The following is a 16,420-nucleotide window of genomic DNA, read 5'->3' as shown; positions in this document are numbered from 1 at the left end:
GAATGTGCGACTTCAACTTGGCTGGTGCGCTCTTTAGAGTGCAGGGCCATATGCCCACATCTACACCTACCGCACCCCCTTCGCTGTCGGTCATGCAACTGCACCTGCACGACCACATCGCCCACCTCCAATTGAGCCAGCCCCAGAACCTGAACACCATGCACCCGGGCTTTTGGCGCGATTTAGACGCTGCGCTGACGCACATTCAGGCCCACGGCGATGTGCGGGCGCTGGTCATCAGCAGCACAGGCAAGCACTTCAGCGCGGGCATGGCGCTAGAAACATTTGCCAACCCAGAATTTGCCCCGCAAGACAAATCTCCTGAGGGGCGCGCCGCCATGTCAGAGTTCTTGTGGGACATGCAGCAGGTTTTTACCCGCATCGAGCAACTGCGTATTCCTGTTATCGCGGCCATCCAAGGTGGCTGTATTGGCGGTGCACTGGACATGGTGTGCTGCGCCTGCATACGCTACGCTACGCAAGAAGCTTTTTTCTGTGTACAGGAAATCAATATCGGCATGGTGGCTGACCTTGGCAGCTTGCAGCGCCTGCCCAAGCTGCTGCCCATGGGTTTGGTCAAAGAGCTGGCCTACACGGGCCGCCGCTGGCCCGCTCAGGCGGCGTTGGAGCACGGCTTTGTCAACGGCCTCTATGCCACCCAAGAAGACATGCTGGCCGCCGCCATGCAGACGGCCCAAGAAATTGCATCCAAACCCCCGATTGCCATCTGGGGTAGCAAGCAGGCCTTGGACTTTGCGCGCGACCACAGCGTGCAAGACAGCTTGCGCCAGATGGGCTGGCTGCAAGCGGGCATCTGGAGCAACCGCCACGTGATGGAATCCGTGCAGGCCTCCAAGCAACAGCGCGCAGGCGACTTCCCTGCCCTGATGCCTCAACGGGCGTTTGGCCAGATGTAATGTTTGCAGCGCCCAATCCCGGGCAGATGTGCGCAAGGTCAAAAAACACCCTTGCGCGCACAGACAAGATCAGGACTTTCCACAGAGGTAATGAGAAATAAGCACAATGCAGGTCATCGCAATGTGCAGTGGCACACCACGTGCTTGAGACAGAACAGACAGCAATATTCTTGAGCGCTGCGTGCCAGCCACAACCTTTCTAAATACCGACACTGACCATGAGCACCGTCCATCTCATCGACCACCCCCTGATTCAGCACAAACTGACTTTGATGCGCCGCAAGGAAGCCAGCACCAACAGCTTCCGCCGCATGCTCGGCGAGCTGTCGACCCTGATGGCCTACGAAATTACGCGCGACTTTCCATTGCAAGACCTGGAAATCGAAACCCCCATGGAAAAAATGGTGGGCAAGGTCATTGACGGCAAAAAGCTGGCGCTGGTGTCCATCCTGCGCGCAGGCAATGGCTTCCTGGATGGCATGCTCAACGTGGTGCCCGGTGCGCGCATTGGTCACATTGGGCTGTACCGCGACCCCGAGACACTGCAACCCGTGGAGTACTACTACAAGATGCCCGAGAACATGGGCGAGCGCGACGTGATTGTGGTGGACCCCATGCTGGCCACCGGCAACTCTGCAGCGGCTGCTGTGCAGCAACTCAAAGACAAGAGCGCGCCCAAGTCCATCAAGTTCATGTGCCTGCTGGCAGCGCCCGAGGGCATCAAGACCATGCAAGCCGCCCACCCTGACGTGGAAATTTTTACCGCCGCCATTGACCGTGAGCTCGACAGCCACGGCTACATCCTGCCAGGCCTGGGTGATGCGGGGGACCGTATTTTTGGTACCAAGTAAACACAGATGCAGGCGTTACCCACGCCTTCATCCCAAGACAAAGGCTTCCTGCGGGAAGCCTTTTTTGTGCCCATAAGACCCTGCCACGCGCGGGTCAACGCGTGCCAGCGCGGGCCTACACCATCCATCCGCATTGGCCATCAAGCAAAAATTGATAGCTGCTAGCGCAAAGCCGGTAATGAGTTCATCGCAAAATATACACAAAACCCTTAAAATACAATCGCTAGCAGCTATACATTTTCATTCAGACAAGAATTCAAACCAAAAAAAGGACTGCCGGGTGCAGTCCTTTTTGCATGCAGGCCGCGTGATGCGACTTTGAACGCCGTGCTACGCAATCAGTCCACCAGGCCCACGAACACGTGTTGCACGTCGTCGTCGTTCTCCAGACCCGCCAAGAAAGCTTGCACTTCCTCTTGCTGCTCGGCCGACAGACTGCCCATGCTCACGGGGTTCTTGGCCTTGTAGCCCAGCTTGACCGACAGCACCTTGATGCCTTGCGCAGGCAGCGCCTTGCTCACAGCGTCCAGGTCGCTGGTGTCGGTAATGAACAGTGTCACACCTTCTTCGTCACCGGCTTCAAAGTCTTGCGCGCCCGCTTCAATCGCAGCCAACTCGACGTCAGCGCCGCTCTCGGCCTCGCCTTCGATCATGCCCACATGGTCAAAGTCCCACGCCACCGCAGTCATCTGGCCTTTGCGAAAGCACACGCGCATATTGGGCGCAGTGCGGTTGGGGTTGTCGGTCAGGCACTCCACCATCACGGGCACGCGGTGAGGCGCATAGCCTTCAAAAATCACGCTGGCGTAATTGACCGCATCCGCGCCCACGCCCGCGCCTTTTTTGACCGCCCGGTCCAGCGTTTCTTTGGACATGGAAGCCTTGCGGGCCGCTTCAATCGCCATGCGCAGGCGCGCATTGCTGCCGGGGTCGCCCCCGCCCAAACGGGCTGCTACGGTGATTTCCTTGACCAATTTGCCAAACAGCTTGCCTTTGGCGTCCGCAACCAGGGCCTTGCCCTTGGCTTTCCATTGCGCTCCCATAGGGGGCCTTTCTCGAAAAAGAACAAAAAAAGCCGCTTCTTATGAGCGGCATAGAATGACTCAGCAGGATTTATACACCTGCCGCAGTGGCCCCTGCGCCATCGTTGCCAAGTTTTTGTGCCTTCTGCTTTCGTGCTTGCGCTGCCGCAAGCCCAATCCAAGGAGACATGCATGCCTTCCACCGCCCTCTGTCAGCGTCTTGCGCCGCGCATCTGCGCAGCGGCCCTGTGCTGCACACTGGTCAGCGCCCACGCACTCCACATACAGCTGCAAGTCGTAGCACAAGGGTTGCAAAACCCTTGGGCTGTGGCGTTTTTACCCGAAGGCAAGTTTTTGGTCACCGAGCGCCCGGGGCGCATGCGCGTAATAGCTGCCGATGGCACCTTGGGCGCACCACTGCAGGGCTTGCCCGCGATTGCGGCAGGCGGGCAAGGTGGCTTGCTGGATGTGGTGCTGGACAGCGACTTTGCCCACAGTCGCACCGTGTACTTTTGCTACAGCGAACCCGCCCCCACCCACAACGGCACCAACAGCACGGCACTGGCCAAAGCCCAGCTTTCGGCGGATCAAACAAGGCTAGAAAACCTGCAAGTCATTTTCAGCCAGCGCCCCAAGAAAGCCAGCCAGCTGCATTTTGGCTGCCGCATTGTGGAGCGCCGCGATAGCACGCTGCTGCTCACCCTGGGCGAGCGCTACCACTTCAAGGAAGAGGCGCAAAATCTGCAAAACCACTTGGGCAAGATTGTGCGCATCCACAAAGACGGCAGCGTACCCAAAGACAACCCCTTTGTGGGGCGCAGCGATGCCCTGCCAGAAATCTGGAGCTATGGCCACCGTAACCCGCAGGGGGCAGCCCTGGCACCGGATGGCAGCTATTGGATGAACGAGCACGGCCCCCAAGGGGGTGATGAAATCAACCGCCCAACAGCCGGTAACAACTACGGCTGGCCCGTCATTACCTATGGCGAAAACTATGGCGGCGGCAAGATTGGCGACGGGAAGACACACCAAGCAGGGATGGCGCAGCCTGTGCACCACTGGACGCCCTCGATCGCGGTGTCAGGCATGGCATTCATTACCTCCGACCGCTATCCCGGCTGGAAAGGAGACATGGTGGTGGGCGCGCTCAAAGCCCAGCGGCTGGAGCGTATACGCTTTGAAGGCAACAAGATCAGCAAAGTCGAGCACCTGCTTCCCGATTTGGGTCAGCGCGTGCGCGATGTGCGCCAAGGCCCCGATGGCTGGCTGTATGTGCTGACCGATCGCAGCAATGGCCAGTTACTCCGTCTGGTGGCAACGCCCTAGTTGTTAGGGTGAGGGCCGCCCGTCTGGAGGCGGTGCAATAAGGGCTTGGACACCTGCGTAATCCGCTGCCGTAACTGGCACGACATACTGATAGTGCTGCATCTGCAGCCATGCCTGCAGCCGTTCTTGCCGCTCCAAGAAAGCCTTGCGCACCTGCGCCTGAATGGCAGGGCACAGGCGGGCATCCATCACAAAAGGACTGCCCACCAAGGCTGGAGAGCGCCATAACACACGCCAACTTTTGTCGTCTTCGGGCATTTGATCGCTGGCGACAAACGCTGCCTCTACCCATCCTTTACGCACCGCCTCCAGTGCCCGGTCATGGGAACCCATGAACAGCACGCGCGAGAAGTAATGGGTCAACGCGTAGCCTGTGGCCTTTTGCACCATCCACCCTGGCACCACGGCCCCGGAAGTGCTGGAGGGATCCGTCAGGGCCAGTGGCTTGCCACGCAACTGCAGCAGGCTTTGATAAATGGTATCCCCACGTACCACCAGCAGCGAATGGTATTGGCCCAGCTGCCGACTGCGCGACAGGGTGGCGAACGGCACAAAGTGCGGTGCGCGCTTGCTCAGCAAGGCGTAGCTGGCTGGCCCCAGCTCTGCAATATGTGCTTTGCCGGCCAGCAGGTTTTCAATCACCGCCGCATAAGAAGTGGCAGGCAACAACTCGACCGCTTTGCCACTTTCTTCCTGGATGCTTTGCAGCAATGCCGACTGCGATGACACCTGGGCATTGCGCACGTTCTTGGGTATCACCGCCATCTGCAGCACCTTGGGGTTCAAGCATGCTGCGGTTGCGGCAGCCAGCCACCCACTGCAGCACAGCACGCAGACCACCCCGAACCCTCTGGCCATGCTGCTCATGCAATCTCCAGAATGCTCTGTCGCAACAACGCTTCTGCGTTTTGCGCCGTCACCGGGCGACTTAGAAAATACCCTTGTGCAATGTCACAGCCCGCGGTTTTCAGATACACCAGTTGATCCATCAACTCCACGCCCTCTGCCACCACCTGCATTTTGAGGTTATGGGCCAAGGTGATGATCGACGTCACCAACACTCCCGCCTCTTTGCTGCTGCGCAATTCATTGACAAAGGATTTATCAAGTTTGATGGTGTCGATGGGCAGCGAACGAATCTGGCTCAGGCTGGAGAACCCCGTACCAAAATCATCCAACCCAATCCGAACACCCATTTGCTGCAACTGGCTCAGCACGCGCGTGGCCACCCCCACCGGCTCCACCAGGCAGCTTTCGGTAATTTCCACCTCGACGTCACTGCCGCGCACCCCATAGTGCTGCAAGCAAGTTGCCAGACGCAGTGGAAACGCGCAGTCACGCAGCTGCAATGGCGAGACATTGAACGCGATGGGGCGGACATCCAGCCCTTGCATGCGCCACGCCGCAATCTGCCTGCAGCAAGCCAGCATCACCCACTCACCCAGGGCTTCAATGTGGCCATGCTCTTCTGCCAGCGCAATAAAGTCCCCCGGATATATCAGCCCCAACTCTGGATGCTGCCAGCGCACCAGCGCCTCAAAACCCACAATATTTCGATCCTCCAGCCGCACCTTGGGCTGAAAGTGCAGCACCAACTGCTCTTGCGCAATCGCATCGGGCAGTTGCCGTGCCAAGCGGTAACCGCGCTCACTGTCTACGGGGGTGATGCGTTCGTAGTACGTAAACCGGTTGCGCCCCGCTTTTTTGGAGGCATACATGGCGGTATCCGCATGGCGGCACAACACCTCCACGTCATGTCCATCGCGCGGGAAAAAAGCAATACCGATGCTGGGCGAGGTATGCAGTGCCGTTGGCGCGATGCCTTCATAAGGTGCGGACAGCCCCTCGACCAGCTTCTGAGCCAGCACATCCATATCCTGCGGGCCTTCCATGGCCGTGACCAGCACTGCGAATTCATCGCCTCCCATGCGAGCAATGATGTCAGAGCTTCTGAGCATGCCCTGCAAGCGCAGGGCCACTGCTTGCAGCAAGGCATCACCCACATGGTGCCCCAAGGTGTCGTTCACGCTTTTGAAACGGTCCAAATCCAGGTACAGCAATGCGTAGTATTTGCTGCTGCGCCTGGCCAAAGCCAGATGGCTTGAAACCAGCTCATAAAACATGCGCCGGTTGTGCAGCCCTGTCAGGTGGTCACTGGCCGCCAAGGCCAATGCACGCTGCTTTTCACTCTCCAGCTGGGCAATCAACTCTTGTTTGTCTTGGTCCGCTTTTTCCAGCGCATCAAACCACTGCTGGCGCCGATGCAAGGTTCGCAGCAAAAACAAAGTAGCCCCCATGGTCAGCACCGAGACCACCGACAACAACCACCAGGCACGGTGGGCATAGTCGTCATGAGCGGCAAGGATCTCGCGCCATTCACGGCTGACCACCACGGTGATGGGCATGTGCGCTGTACGGTGAAAATTGGCCAGCCGTGCCACCCCTTGGGGCCACTCAAAGTTGCGCACCCCTGCGCCTTCAGGCACTTTGCGAAACGCATCGACCGCTGCGCTGCTGGGCTGCGCCACCAATCCACCGCCGACCATCGCTGCAATCACACGGCCATCGGGTGCCAGCAAATGCAAGCTGCCGCTTGCACCCCAATCCACATCTTGGTACAGACTCAAAAAATAGCCCAAGTCCATGTGCAGCATCAAATAGCCTTGCGACACGCCTTGGGCATCCGTGACGCACAGCAGCAGGGGCACCTGCCATGTCAGCTCCTGGGAGCTGGACTGATGGGCTCCTGGCAAGACCAAAGCCCCCCTGCCACCCGCACACGCACCTTGCTGTTGAGCAAGTGCGTCATCCCATCGACCTAAATTTTGAACATCACCCGCCAAAGGCTGGAGCTGCTGATCCAGCAGGGTATAGCGCAGAAAGACACGGTCGCGATCCAGCATTTGTGCCAGTTGATGCTGCCACGGCCCCGTGCCTTGCACCCCTTGCAAAGCCAGCACACTCATGAGCTGGGCTTTTTCCAGGATTTGCCGCAAATTCTCTGACACGATGGCTGCAACACCAGCCTGCTGCAAGCGGGTGGCGTTTTCTACCTGCTCCTGTTGGGCGCGCAAATGCTTAGCCGTCAGCCACCACAGCAAACTCAACACCAGAACGATGACAGCAACCAGCATCCCATGCGTAGGCTGCCAGCGCTTGCCCCTGCTCGCGGCCCCGTGCCGGGGTGAAATTCTTTGAGTTCGTGCACCGAAATGCGTCGCAAGCCATGTCATGGTGAAAGCCCAGTTCTACTTGCAACATTGTGTGAATATTGCGTGACAACTGAGTGACACCCGCAGGGTGCGGTGCTCTACCTAGCCAAAAAACCAGTACGTCACCCCAATGGCCGCCACCACACCCGCCAGCTCTGCCACCAAAGCGCACGGCACCGCGTGCCGCGCTTTTTGAATGCCTACCGCGCCAAAATACACGGCCAGCACGTAGAACGTGGTTTCGGTGCTGCCTTGGATGGTGGCGGCCGCCAAAGCGGCAAAGCTGTCCACCCCCTGGGTTTGCATGGTCTCAATCAACATGGCGCGCGCGGCGCTGCCCGAGAAGGGCTTGACCAAGGCCGTTGGCAGCGCATCCACAAAGCGGCCGTCCATACCCAGCCACTGCACGCACCAGCGCACGGCATCCAGCACATAGTCCAAAGCACCCGAGGCACGGAATACCCCGACAGCGCAGAGCATGGCCACCAAATACGGCAGCAAGCCCTTGGCCACGTCAAAACCCTCTTTGGCCCCGGCCACAAAGCTGTCGTACACCGGCACCTTTTTATAAGCGCCCAGCGTTACAAACAGCACAATCAGTGCAAACAGGGTGAAATTACCCAGCAACGCCGACAGCGAAGCCAAGGCGGCGGCGCTGAGAGTGGTCAGCAATGCCATAAAGGCCGCCAAGCCTAGACCGACTGGCAGCAAATAGGCCAGCACCACGGGGCTGAAAATCGGTAAGCGCTGCACCAGTGCCACTGCCAGCAGCCCCACCAAGGTCGAGACCGAGGTGGCCAGCAAAATCGGCAGAAACACCAGCGTCGGATCGGGCGCTCCCTGCTGCATACGGTACATAAAGATGGTGACCGGCAGCAGCGTGAGCGACGAGGCATTCAGCACCAAAAACAAGATTTGGGCGTTGGTCGCCCTGTCGGGCTGTGGATTGAGCGTTTGCAGCTCCTTCATGGCTTTGAGGCCCATGGGCGTGGCGGCGTTGTCCAGCCCCAGGCCGTTGGCGGCAAAGTTCAGCGTAATGAGCCCCAGTGCCGGGTGCCCGCGCGGCACTTCGGGCATGAGCTTGGCAAACAACGGTCCCAGCACTTTGGCCAGCCACTGCACCACGCCCGCCTCTTCGGCAATGCGCAAAAAACCCAGCCACAGCGTCAGTGTGCCAAACAGCAGCACCATGACCTCGACCGACAACCTGGCCATGGCAAACAGTGCCTGCACCATCTGTGCAAACACTTGTGGCTGCCCGCCAACCAGCCATTGGGCCAGCGCAGCGACAGCAGCCACGAGAAAAAAGCCCAACCAAAGCGCGTTGAGCATAGGTGTAAATCAGCTCAAAAGTTAGTAAGTGATGGTGCGCACGCCATCGGCGCAACCCAGCAAGCATACATGGGCTTTTTGGTGCGCAAACACACCCACGGTGACCACGCCGGGCCACTGGTTGACTTGGCTCTCAAACGCGAGTGGCTCGGTGATTTGCAGGCCGCGCACATCCAGAATGTGTTGGCCGTTGTCGGTCACCAGGGGCTGGCCGTCTTTCATGCGCAGCGTGGCAGTACCGCCCATGACTTCAAACTTGCGGGCGATTTGGCCAGCAGCCATAGGGATCACTTCCACGGGCAGCGGAAAATTACCCAATGCCGCAACCAGCTTGGATTCGTCAGCAATACAGACAAACTGCTTGGCCAGCGCAGCCACAATTTTTTCGCGCGTGAGCGCAGCGCCCCCGCCTTTGACCATATAGCCCTGGCCGTCGATTTCGTCGGCACCGTCGATGTAGACCGACAGGCTTTGCACGTCGTTGGCATCGAACACGGTGATGCCCAGCGCCTTCAAACGCTCGGTACTCGCTACCGAGCTGGAAACCGCACCCTTGATCTGGTCCTTCATCGTGGCCAGCGCGTCAATGAATTTGTTGACGGTGGAGCCGGTGCCCACGCCCACAATTTCGCCAGGTACCACGTAATGCAGAGCGGCTTGGCCGACCAAAGTTTTCAATTCATCTTGCGTGAGAGGTGCAGTAGGTGTCGTCATGGGGGAAAATCCGGTTAATCCTCCGAATTATTCCCTATGTCGCTTATTCCTTACGCCCTTGTACGCCCCTTCTTATTTGGTATGGACCCCGAGAAGGCCCACGACTTCACCATGAACACGCTGGCCAAGGGCCAAGGCACCTTGCTGGAATGCGCATGGGCCGCACCGCTGGTGGAAGACCCCATCACCCTGGCGGGCCTGAAGTTTCCCAACCGCGTGGGCATGGCCGCGGGCCTGGACAAAAACGCGCGCTGCATCGACGCGCTGGCCGCCATGGGCTTTGGCTTTGTGGAAGTGGGCACCGTCACGCCCAAAGGCCAGCCGGGCAACCCCAAGCCACGCATGTTCCGCCTGCCTGCGGCCAAGGGCTTGATCAACCGCCTGGGCTTTAACAACGACGGGCTGGATGCTTTTATTGCCAACGTCAAACAATCCAAAGTGCGTGCACAGGGCAAGCCCATGCTGCTGGGCCTGAACATTGGCAAAAACGCCGCCACGCCCATTGAGCAAGCGACCGACGACTACCTGATCTGCCTGGAAGGCGTGTACCCCCATGCGGACTACGTGACGGTCAACATCAGCTCGCCCAACACCAAGAACCTGCGCGCCCTGCAAAGTGACGAAGCGCTGGATGCGCTGCTGGGCGCGATTGCCGCTAAGCGCGAAGAGCTGGCCAGCGCCCAGGGCCGCCGTGTGCCCATTTTTGTAAAGATTGCCCCCGATCTGGATGAAGAACAGGTCAAAGTGATTGCCGCCACCTTGCAGCGCCACGGCATGGACGGTGTGATTGCCACCAACACCACCTTGAGCCGCGAAGCCGTCCAGGGGCTGGAGCACGCCGAAGAAACCGGCGGTCTGAGCGGCGCGCCCGCGTTTGAAGCCAGCAACCGCGTGATTGCCCAACTGCGCGCTGCACTGGGCGCTGGCTACCCCATCATTGGCGTGGGCGGCATCATGAGCGGCGAAGATGCCGCCGCCAAAATCCGCGCGGGTGCCGATGCGGTGCAGATCTACAGCGGCTTGATCTATGCCGGCCCAGGCTTGGTAAGCGATGCAGCCCAAGCCATCAAGGCCATGCGTTAATTTTTCGTAAAAAAAGGAGCTGCCAGCGTAAGTAAAACAAGGTTTTCGGCATCATTACCATCTGAAATCCTTAAAAATCAGGCGCTAGCAGATATCAATACAAAAGCCCGGCATGCCGGGCTTTTGTATTGAATCAGCGCAAACGCCGCACTCAGCGCTTGAGCTTGCTGATCAACGGCAGCGCCAAGCCACCATAGCGCATCAACTTGCGCGGGCCAACCATCACAGCCAGCCCAGCCACCGCAGCTGTCGCTATCGGGTGCAGCTTGGCAAACACCACCAATCTTTCCATCAGCGGAGCATCTGCGGGCACCGTGTCTGCCTGCGTGCGCAGCGCCTTGGCTTGCTGCTGCGCATGCTTGGCTGCCACCCAGCGGTCACGCTGCATGGCAATGCGCTTGAGCACCACGCGCTCGGCCTCACTGGCTTGCTGCCAGCGCACATCTTGCTCCAAAGCCGCCACCGCAGAGATGACCAGCGGTGCTTCGGCATGTGTTGGCACCGCGGTTGCGGAACTAGTTGCCAAATTGTTCACAGCTTCTCCTTCAACAAAGCCCAGTCCTGCGCCAACTCTGCACGCGTTAGCGCAAAAGGATGGCTGGACTTGCGCAGCGCCGACAACAGCACTACCAGCGTGCCCAGCCATGCAAACATCCAAACGCCCGCAATCACCCAAGCCACCACAGAGCGCTGCGGCGAATCCCAAAAGTGCACCAAAACGGCCAGTGACAGCAGCACCAGGGCCACAATCGTCAGACCGCCCATCACAATGCCCAGCACCAAAATGGTTTGCAGGCGCTGTTTCTGCGCAGACCATTCCAGACGTGCTAGCGCAATGCGGTCTTCTGCCGCTATGGCTCCTTCATTGAGATTGGCTCGCATGCGAGCAGACAAGTTTTCCAATCCAAGAATCGACATCCAATTCACGGCAGATTTCCTTTGCAGGGCTGTAGGCAGAAGGTGTAAACAAGCTTGAGCGGCTGAGGACCACTCACACAACCCAGCACAGCACAGCAAATCTTTGATTTGCAATGGATGCAAAGCGCGAAGTCGTAGGCAGTACAGCTGTACTACAGGCTACGCAACCACGCACCAAGGGTTGTGTTTGCGCGTTTTAGCGGCGTGCCAGCAAAAAGCCCAGCAATGCACCTACTGCCAGTGCAGCACCAGCCACGCGCCACGGCTCGTCGTGGGCGTAGCGGTCTGCCACATACGCCGCTTCTTTGGCTTGGCGTGCTGCCTCGTGCGCCGCATTCAGGGTGCTTTCACGGGCACGGTACACACCGTCATCGAGCTTTTGGCGCAGCACGCTGATTTGGGGAATAGAGTCCAGATCTTTGCTGGCCAGCAGGCCACGCACATCCGTCACCAGCTTTTCCAGATCAGCTTGGGCAGAAGAAACAGTGTCAGAAAACGCCATGATAAAAGCCTTTCTTGGTCATTAAATGGAAGAGAAATCACCCGCCACGGCCAAAGACCATAGCAGCAATGTTGGATGCCATCTTAGCGAATGCATGGGCACCCACAAGTCAGCCTAGGCCGCAGAACATCAAGATTTCTTGGTTAATTGCAGCAAAACTTCATCGGCAATCGCCATGCAACTGGTCAGCCCGGGCGACTCTATGCCAAACAAATTCACCAGCCCCGCCACGCCATGGGTGCCTGCACCTTGAATCACAAAGTCTGCGGCGGCATCGCCCGGCCCTGAAATTTTGGGACGCATCCCCGCATAGCCGGGGGCCAAGCTACCGGCTTTCAGACCAGGCCAGTACTTGTTGACCTCTGCATAAAAGCCTTCACAGCGCTGGGGATCCACCTCCAGTTGATCTGGGCTGTCTACCCACTGCACGTCGGGGCCAAATTTGGCCTGTCCCCCCAAATCCAGCGTCAGGTGCACGCCCAAGCCAGCCGCCTCAGGCACGGGGTAAATCAAATGACTGAACGGCGCACGGCCGCTGAGCGTGAAATAGTTACCTTTAGCGTAAAAAGCCTGCGGCACATGGCATGCATCCAAACCCTGTATCTTGCTGGCTACGCTGGGAGCAAACAGGCCCGCGGCATTCACCACCTCCTGCGCCAACAACTCGGTGCCATCTGCGGTGCGAATCAATATTCCATCCGACTGCACCTGCGCAGACGCTACCGGTGACAGCAACGCCAGCGCACCCCCAGCATTTTCCATATCGCCCTGCAACGCCAGCATCAGACCGTGGCTGTCCACAATGCCAGTGCTGGGAGAGAGCAAGGCTGCATGGCATTCCAGCTCGGGTTCAAGCGCCCTGGCCTGCTCGCGGCTGAGTAACTGCAAGTCATGCACACCATTGGCAGCGGCCTTTTTTTGAATGTGTTCCAGCTGTGCCACTTGCTCGGCACTGGTTGCCACAATCAGCTTGCCACAGCGACGCACATCCACGCCTTTTTCTGCGCAAAAGGCGTACAGCTGCTCTTTGCCTTTCACACACAAACGCGCTTTGAGCGAGCCTGTGGGGTAATAAATACCGGCATGAATCACCTCACTATTGCGTGAACTGGTGCCCGTGCCAATCGCATCAGCGCCTTCCAAAACAATCACTTCCCGACCGGACTGGGCCAAGGCTCGGCCCACAGCCAGCCCCACCACACCTGCCCCAATCACCACACTTTGCACTTGATCTACCACGTATGTCTCCCTGATGTACTTGTGCCTAAGCATGCAAGCGTACGCGCAGAATTGCCTTGCAAAGCTTAATAAATTCTTACGCCATCGCCTTGCTGCATCTCCCCCAGAGAGACTCAGTTTTCCTGCAAAGTCGGCGCAAAACTGCGGTGCTTTCTGGTCAAAGGGCTTGGCATCTATTCACAAATCATTACACTGCGACGTTCAATCCCAAGAACGTCAACAGCTACCACACAGCATGCCGTGGGAAGCAGGCCCATCCTGCCTCTGCATGTTTTGCCTACTGATTCTTGCAAGCGACTGCCAGGGCAGCCAGTCGTTTCCCCTAACAGCTGCCTGTATTGCATTTTTCCCTCAACACCATGGTTGCAACCATTCTCGTCGGCATGCTGTGTGCCCACCTGCTGTGCTTTTCAGCCATGTTTTTGCTGATCAGCAAACGCTTGCATGGCAAAAAGATGGGGATGGATTTTTTTGCCCTGGGCAATCTTTTGCTCGGGCTGGCCTACATCCTGCAACTGGCTGAGGGCGGGCCCACATGGAGTGCCGTGAGCGTTATCAACCACACGCTCACACTAGCCTCCCCAATTGCCTACTGGCTGGGCGCGATGCGCTTTTTTGGCCACATGGTGCCTTTGTGGCGCCCATTGATTGTTTTTGCGGTGGTGTATGGCTCCGCACAAGTGCTGGTGCAATGGAGCCTCGGCCCCACCGCGCGCTACGCGATGCTGGCGGCCATGTCGTCGCTGCTGTTCTTTTTAATGGCTCTGACTGTCATCCATGGCGTGCGCACTTTTGCTAAAGATTTGTATGCCGAAATGGTCTTTTTTGCCCTGCTGATCAGCGGCATCTGTGTTCTCAACGCCTTGAAATTCATCAAAATTGTGGACGGTGGACTGGACGCACTGCAAATGGACAACAGCTTCCAGACAGTGTTCTACATTTACATGTCTTCTTTGGCCACTATTTTGCCGCCCTCCATCGTCTGGTTGGTACTGCGCCGCTTGACCGATGATTTGCGCGACGTGGCCGCACGCGATCCGATGACGCAGTTGCTTAACCGGCGGGGTCTCTCAGAAGCGCTGCAGCTGTTTTTCCATACCCGCACCACGGCCCCAGCCTACTTGCTGCTGCTGGACGTTGACCACTTTAAGCACATCAATGACACCTACGGCCACACTGCAGGAGATGCAGTGCTATGCCACGTGGCACAAGTGCTGCGCACCACCGCACGCCGCGGTGATTTAACCAGCCGCATCGGCGGCGAAGAGTTTGTGCTCATCTGCCTCGACACGGACGAAGCCGGTGTTTTTCGCTTGGCAGAGCGGCTGCGCGCCATGCTAGAAGCGCAGATCATCGACATTCCGGAAAGCACCCAGCCACTGCGCTGCACGGTCACAATCGGCATATCCCATCCCTTTAGCTCCATTGCAGAATTAGAAGGAGCCATGCGTGCCGCTGACGCTGCCCTCTACCGGGGCAAAGCCGCTGGCCGCAACTGTGTTCAAGCGCCGCTGCCGCTGAATGATTACAGCGCACTGGATGCCGGCAAACCCAGCATGCTTGCACATGAGACTGCGCCAACAACTGCGCAGTCATGCTGAGTGACCTGCCCTCTGGCGCCTCGCCTGCCACCGCTTTGTCTCAAGCAGCCTAGCTGCTACACCCACCGCCTACGCTCTGTGAGCACCACCCCCGGGTGGACCGTCAACAGCACTTTCGCCGCGTGGATGCATTCCCACTACCTTTTCATATAAAAACTGCATATATCGCAGATGCAGCAAGCGCTAATAGCTATAAAAAATTAAGCAACGATGCGTGCAAAGACAGCCGCTAAACCTTGGGCGCTCCAACCGAGGCACCCTCGCCCTCAGAGCGATGTAAAGAAAAGACTATTCCGCAAAAGTTGGTAAGTGACCGTCTGTCCTACCCTACAAGCGCCGTTCGTCGGCGATGCTTGATACCAAGGTAAGCAATCCCTGCTTGCCTGCCAACCTGAAGGAGTAATGGAAATGTCGCAACACCAACCGCCACAAAATCCCGGCCAAAAGGAACAGCAGCAACAGCAGCCAAGCCCCAACCAGCAGCAAACGGGCCAAAACACCCCGAAGCCTCAGCAGCAACAGCAGGACGCCAACCAAAAGAGCCACCAGGGTCATCAGCAGCAATCTCAAAAACAGAAACAGCAATAAGCACTGCTTGGTTTTCTCAGGCCAGCCAGATGTTCTGGCACTAGGCCCTGAAATTTATGGAACAGGAGAAGGAATGCATACATCGAACACCGCTTCATCCGTCATCTCATCGTCTCGCGTTAACGGCACCAATGTGTACAACCCTGCTGGCGAAAAGCTGGGCTCTATTGACTCTCTGATGATCGACAAGATCACTGGTCAGGTACGTTATGCCGTCATGGAATTTGGTGGCTTTTTGGGCATAGGCACTGACTTGTACCCCCTGCCTTGGCACAGCCTGAAATATGAACCGAATCAGGGTGGCTATGTAGTTTCTGTCACCAAGGAGCAACTGCATAACGCTCCACGCTATGAAAACAATACGTGGCCAGAGTACACCGATGAATATGGTCGCCGTGTGCACGACTACTACGGCGTGCCTTACATATAAACAGCTGAAACTTTCTGAGAGCACCTACTACTTTGTGTAGTTTTAAGCCAGCGACTGCTGGCTTTTTTTGTTTCAAGCGATCGCGACCAAGCGGCCTTTTCGCTCATGGCATGTTCAAATCTAAACCAAGCTTGCTGGCAAGTGTGAAAGTGAAAAGTACCACGCACACAAGCGCCAGCATGAAAGCAGCCACCACCTTGCCGCCCGTGAGCCACAGCGCGCGCTTGTTCGCCCCCTTCTTACCTTGGTCGTAATGCCACTTGATAGCGAAGAACATGCACGTGCCAAAGATGAGTACCTTGAACGTGACGAAGACTACGGGGGTCCAATCGATCATTGTGAAAATTTCCAACCTATGGCTTGACACTGTCTGCAGTGAGGAATAGCGCCTCGCTGGTAAAAAAGATCAGCAACAGCCAGTCGAAGACTGGTGTCACTGCATCCTTGGTAAGTATTTGCCCTGAATCACATCGGCTGCCGTTAAAAGCTCGTTTGTTGAAGTACACGCGCTAGCCTGCACGGGCGTGGCAACTTTACGCCAATAGCTTGCCTGCGCTTGTGTGGGAGGGAAATGCCCCATGCGCTTTCGCGGTCAGCCATGGTCAAGCCCGTGAACAGCCCCAGATTCCGAGGCGGCGAGTCGGTGAAAGTTGAAGCTGGCGTGACGGCCTCAGGGGGGGCGAGA

The 16,420-nt window shown here is 57.7% G+C and carries 17 protein-coding genes; 6 read left to right on the top strand and 11 right to left on the bottom strand.

Annotation, left to right across the window (positions count from 1 at the left end; translation table 11 throughout):
- The first annotated feature begins 50 nt into the window (after positions 1 to 50).
- Both QEP12_RS15595 and upp read left to right on the top strand, forming a co-directional pair.
- Positions 51 to 917 (top strand): enoyl-CoA hydratase-related protein, encoded by an 867-nt coding sequence (locus QEP12_RS15595; protein WP_284214815.1) that lies wholly within the window; start codon positions 51 to 53, stop codon positions 915 to 917.
- A 218-nt stretch (positions 918 to 1,135) separates the two neighbouring features.
- Positions 1,136 to 1,768, top strand: a complete 633-nt coding sequence (gene upp, locus QEP12_RS15590; RefSeq protein WP_219161987.1) for a uracil phosphoribosyltransferase — start codon at positions 1,136 to 1,138, stop codon at positions 1,766 to 1,768.
- A gap of 338 nt (positions 1,769 to 2,106) precedes the next feature.
- On the opposite strand, the gene QEP12_RS15585 is transcribed toward upp, so the two are convergent.
- On the bottom strand, positions 2,107 to 2,811 hold the full coding sequence (locus QEP12_RS15585) for a YebC/PmpR family DNA-binding transcriptional regulator (RefSeq protein ID WP_219161988.1): 705 nt from the start codon (positions 2,809 to 2,811) through the stop codon (positions 2,107 to 2,109).
- 171 nt (positions 2,812 to 2,982) lie between these two features.
- Between QEP12_RS15585 and QEP12_RS15580 the strand changes: the two genes are divergently transcribed.
- Positions 2,983 to 4,116, top strand: a complete 1,134-nt coding sequence (locus QEP12_RS15580) for a PQQ-dependent sugar dehydrogenase (protein WP_219161989.1) — start codon at positions 2,983 to 2,985, stop codon at positions 4,114 to 4,116.
- Between the two features lie 3 nt (positions 4,117 to 4,119).
- On the opposite strand, the gene phnD is transcribed toward QEP12_RS15580, so the two are convergent.
- The 4 genes from phnD to rpiA all read right to left on the bottom strand — a co-directional run bounded on the left by phnD (position 4,120) and on the right by rpiA (position 9,374).
- Positions 4,120 to 4,983: a phosphate/phosphite/phosphonate ABC transporter substrate-binding protein gene (gene phnD / locus QEP12_RS15575; protein ID WP_284214814.1), complete on the bottom strand. Its 864-nt coding sequence runs from the start codon at positions 4,981 to 4,983 to the stop codon at positions 4,120 to 4,122.
- The gene (locus QEP12_RS15570; protein WP_284214813.1) at positions 4,980 to 7,250 is read right to left on the bottom strand and encodes a putative bifunctional diguanylate cyclase/phosphodiesterase; all 2,271 of its coding nucleotides are present in this window, start codon (positions 7,248 to 7,250) and stop codon (positions 4,980 to 4,982) included. The genes phnD and QEP12_RS15570 overlap by 4 nt, the downstream gene beginning before the upstream one ends.
- A 180-nt stretch (positions 7,251 to 7,430) precedes the next feature.
- Positions 7,431 to 8,660, bottom strand: a complete 1,230-nt coding sequence (locus tag QEP12_RS15565; protein ID WP_284214812.1) for a nucleoside recognition domain-containing protein — start codon at positions 8,658 to 8,660, stop codon at positions 7,431 to 7,433.
- A gap of 21 nt (positions 8,661 to 8,681) precedes the next feature.
- A complete protein-coding gene (gene rpiA / locus QEP12_RS15560; RefSeq protein WP_174863476.1) occupies positions 8,682 to 9,374 on the bottom strand; it encodes a ribose-5-phosphate isomerase RpiA in 693 nt (230 codons plus the stop codon).
- Between the two features lie 36 nt (positions 9,375 to 9,410).
- Here rpiA and QEP12_RS15555 point away from each other — a divergent pair, with 36 nt between their 5' ends.
- Positions 9,411 to 10,457: a quinone-dependent dihydroorotate dehydrogenase gene (locus QEP12_RS15555; protein ID WP_284214811.1), complete on the top strand. Its 1,047-nt coding sequence runs from the start codon at positions 9,411 to 9,413 to the stop codon at positions 10,455 to 10,457.
- Between the two features lie 151 nt (positions 10,458 to 10,608).
- Here QEP12_RS15555 and QEP12_RS15550 read toward each other — a convergent pair whose 3' ends face one another.
- The 4 genes from QEP12_RS15550 to QEP12_RS15535 all read right to left on the bottom strand — a co-directional run bounded on the left by QEP12_RS15550 (position 10,609) and on the right by QEP12_RS15535 (position 13,116).
- Positions 10,609 to 10,992: a hypothetical protein gene (locus QEP12_RS15550; protein WP_217451176.1), complete on the bottom strand. Its 384-nt coding sequence runs from the start codon at positions 10,990 to 10,992 to the stop codon at positions 10,609 to 10,611.
- Positions 10,989 to 11,384 carry a phage holin family protein gene (locus tag QEP12_RS15545; RefSeq protein ID WP_284214810.1) on the bottom strand — a complete coding sequence of 132 codons (396 nt, stop codon included), beginning with the start codon at positions 11,382 to 11,384 and terminating at the stop codon, positions 10,989 to 10,991. The genes QEP12_RS15550 and QEP12_RS15545 overlap by 4 nt, the downstream gene beginning before the upstream one ends.
- Before the next feature lie 187 nt (positions 11,385 to 11,571).
- On the bottom strand, positions 11,572 to 11,877 hold the full coding sequence (locus tag QEP12_RS15540; RefSeq protein WP_174864041.1) for a glycine zipper domain-containing protein: 306 nt from the start codon (positions 11,875 to 11,877) through the stop codon (positions 11,572 to 11,574).
- A gap of 129 nt (positions 11,878 to 12,006) precedes the next feature.
- Positions 12,007 to 13,116, bottom strand: coding sequence for an NAD(P)/FAD-dependent oxidoreductase (locus QEP12_RS15535; protein WP_284214809.1), 1,110 nt, complete (start codon positions 13,114 to 13,116; stop codon positions 12,007 to 12,009).
- A gap of 359 nt (positions 13,117 to 13,475) precedes the next feature.
- Here QEP12_RS15535 and QEP12_RS15530 point away from each other — a divergent pair, with 359 nt between their 5' ends.
- Entirely contained in the window at positions 13,476 to 14,717 is a 1,242-nt protein-coding gene (locus QEP12_RS15530; protein ID WP_284214808.1) for a GGDEF domain-containing protein, read from the top strand.
- Positions 14,718 to 15,044: 327 nt separating this feature from the next.
- Here QEP12_RS15530 and QEP12_RS15525 read toward each other — a convergent pair whose 3' ends face one another.
- Complete coding sequence (locus tag QEP12_RS15525) at positions 15,045 to 15,302, bottom strand: hypothetical protein (protein ID WP_174864045.1); 258 nt, start codon at positions 15,300 to 15,302, stop codon at positions 15,045 to 15,047.
- Positions 15,303 to 15,378: 76 nt separating this feature from the next.
- Here QEP12_RS15525 and QEP12_RS15520 point away from each other — a divergent pair, with 76 nt between their 5' ends.
- Entirely contained in the window at positions 15,379 to 15,735 is a 357-nt protein-coding gene (locus QEP12_RS15520; protein ID WP_174864047.1) for a PRC-barrel domain-containing protein, read from the top strand.
- A gap of 103 nt (positions 15,736 to 15,838) precedes the next feature.
- On the opposite strand, the gene QEP12_RS15515 is transcribed toward QEP12_RS15520, so the two are convergent.
- Positions 15,839 to 16,072, bottom strand: a complete 234-nt coding sequence (locus QEP12_RS15515) for a hypothetical protein (protein ID WP_174864049.1) — start codon at positions 16,070 to 16,072, stop codon at positions 15,839 to 15,841.
- Positions 16,073 to 16,420: the final 348 nt, after the last annotated feature.

Source organism: Comamonas jiangduensis (assembly GCF_030162955.1).
Classification (GTDB): Bacteria; Pseudomonadota; Gammaproteobacteria; order Burkholderiales; family Burkholderiaceae_C; genus Comamonas; species Comamonas jiangduensis.
This window is presented reverse-complemented; position numbering and strand designations above follow the sequence as displayed.

What these genes read in the sequence shown, in the direction of transcription:
- QEP12_RS15595 (WP_284214815.1), top strand. Translation starts at nt 51, where the DNA reads ATGCCCACATCTACACCTACCGCACCCCCTTCGCTGTCGGTCATGCAA.
- upp (WP_219161987.1), top strand. Translation starts at nt 1,136, where the DNA reads ATGAGCACCGTCCATCTCATCGACCACCCCCTGATTCAGCACAAACTG.
- QEP12_RS15585 (WP_219161988.1), bottom strand. Translation starts at nt 2,811, where the DNA reads ATGGGAGCGCAATGGAAAGCCAAGGGCAAGGCCCTGGTTGCGGACGCC.
- QEP12_RS15580 (WP_219161989.1), top strand. Translation starts at nt 2,983, where the DNA reads ATGCCTTCCACCGCCCTCTGTCAGCGTCTTGCGCCGCGCATCTGCGCA.
- phnD (WP_284214814.1), bottom strand. Translation starts at nt 4,983, where the DNA reads ATGAGCAGCATGGCCAGAGGGTTCGGGGTGGTCTGCGTGCTGTGCTGC.
- QEP12_RS15570 (WP_284214813.1), bottom strand. Translation starts at nt 7,250, where the DNA reads ATGCTGGTTGCTGTCATCGTTCTGGTGTTGAGTTTGCTGTGGTGGCTG.
- QEP12_RS15565 (WP_284214812.1), bottom strand. Translation starts at nt 8,660, where the DNA reads ATGCTCAACGCGCTTTGGTTGGGCTTTTTTCTCGTGGCTGCTGTCGCT.
- rpiA (WP_174863476.1), bottom strand. Translation starts at nt 9,374, where the DNA reads ATGACGACACCTACTGCACCTCTCACGCAAGATGAATTGAAAACTTTG.
- QEP12_RS15555 (WP_284214811.1), top strand. Translation starts at nt 9,411, where the DNA reads ATGTCGCTTATTCCTTACGCCCTTGTACGCCCCTTCTTATTTGGTATG.
- QEP12_RS15540 (WP_174864041.1), bottom strand. Translation starts at nt 11,877, where the DNA reads ATGGCGTTTTCTGACACTGTTTCTTCTGCCCAAGCTGATCTGGAAAAG.
- QEP12_RS15530 (WP_284214808.1), top strand. Translation starts at nt 13,476, where the DNA reads ATGGTTGCAACCATTCTCGTCGGCATGCTGTGTGCCCACCTGCTGTGC.
- QEP12_RS15520 (WP_174864047.1), top strand. Translation starts at nt 15,379, where the DNA reads ATGCATACATCGAACACCGCTTCATCCGTCATCTCATCGTCTCGCGTT.
- QEP12_RS15515 (WP_174864049.1), bottom strand. Translation starts at nt 16,072, where the DNA reads ATGATCGATTGGACCCCCGTAGTCTTCGTCACGTTCAAGGTACTCATC.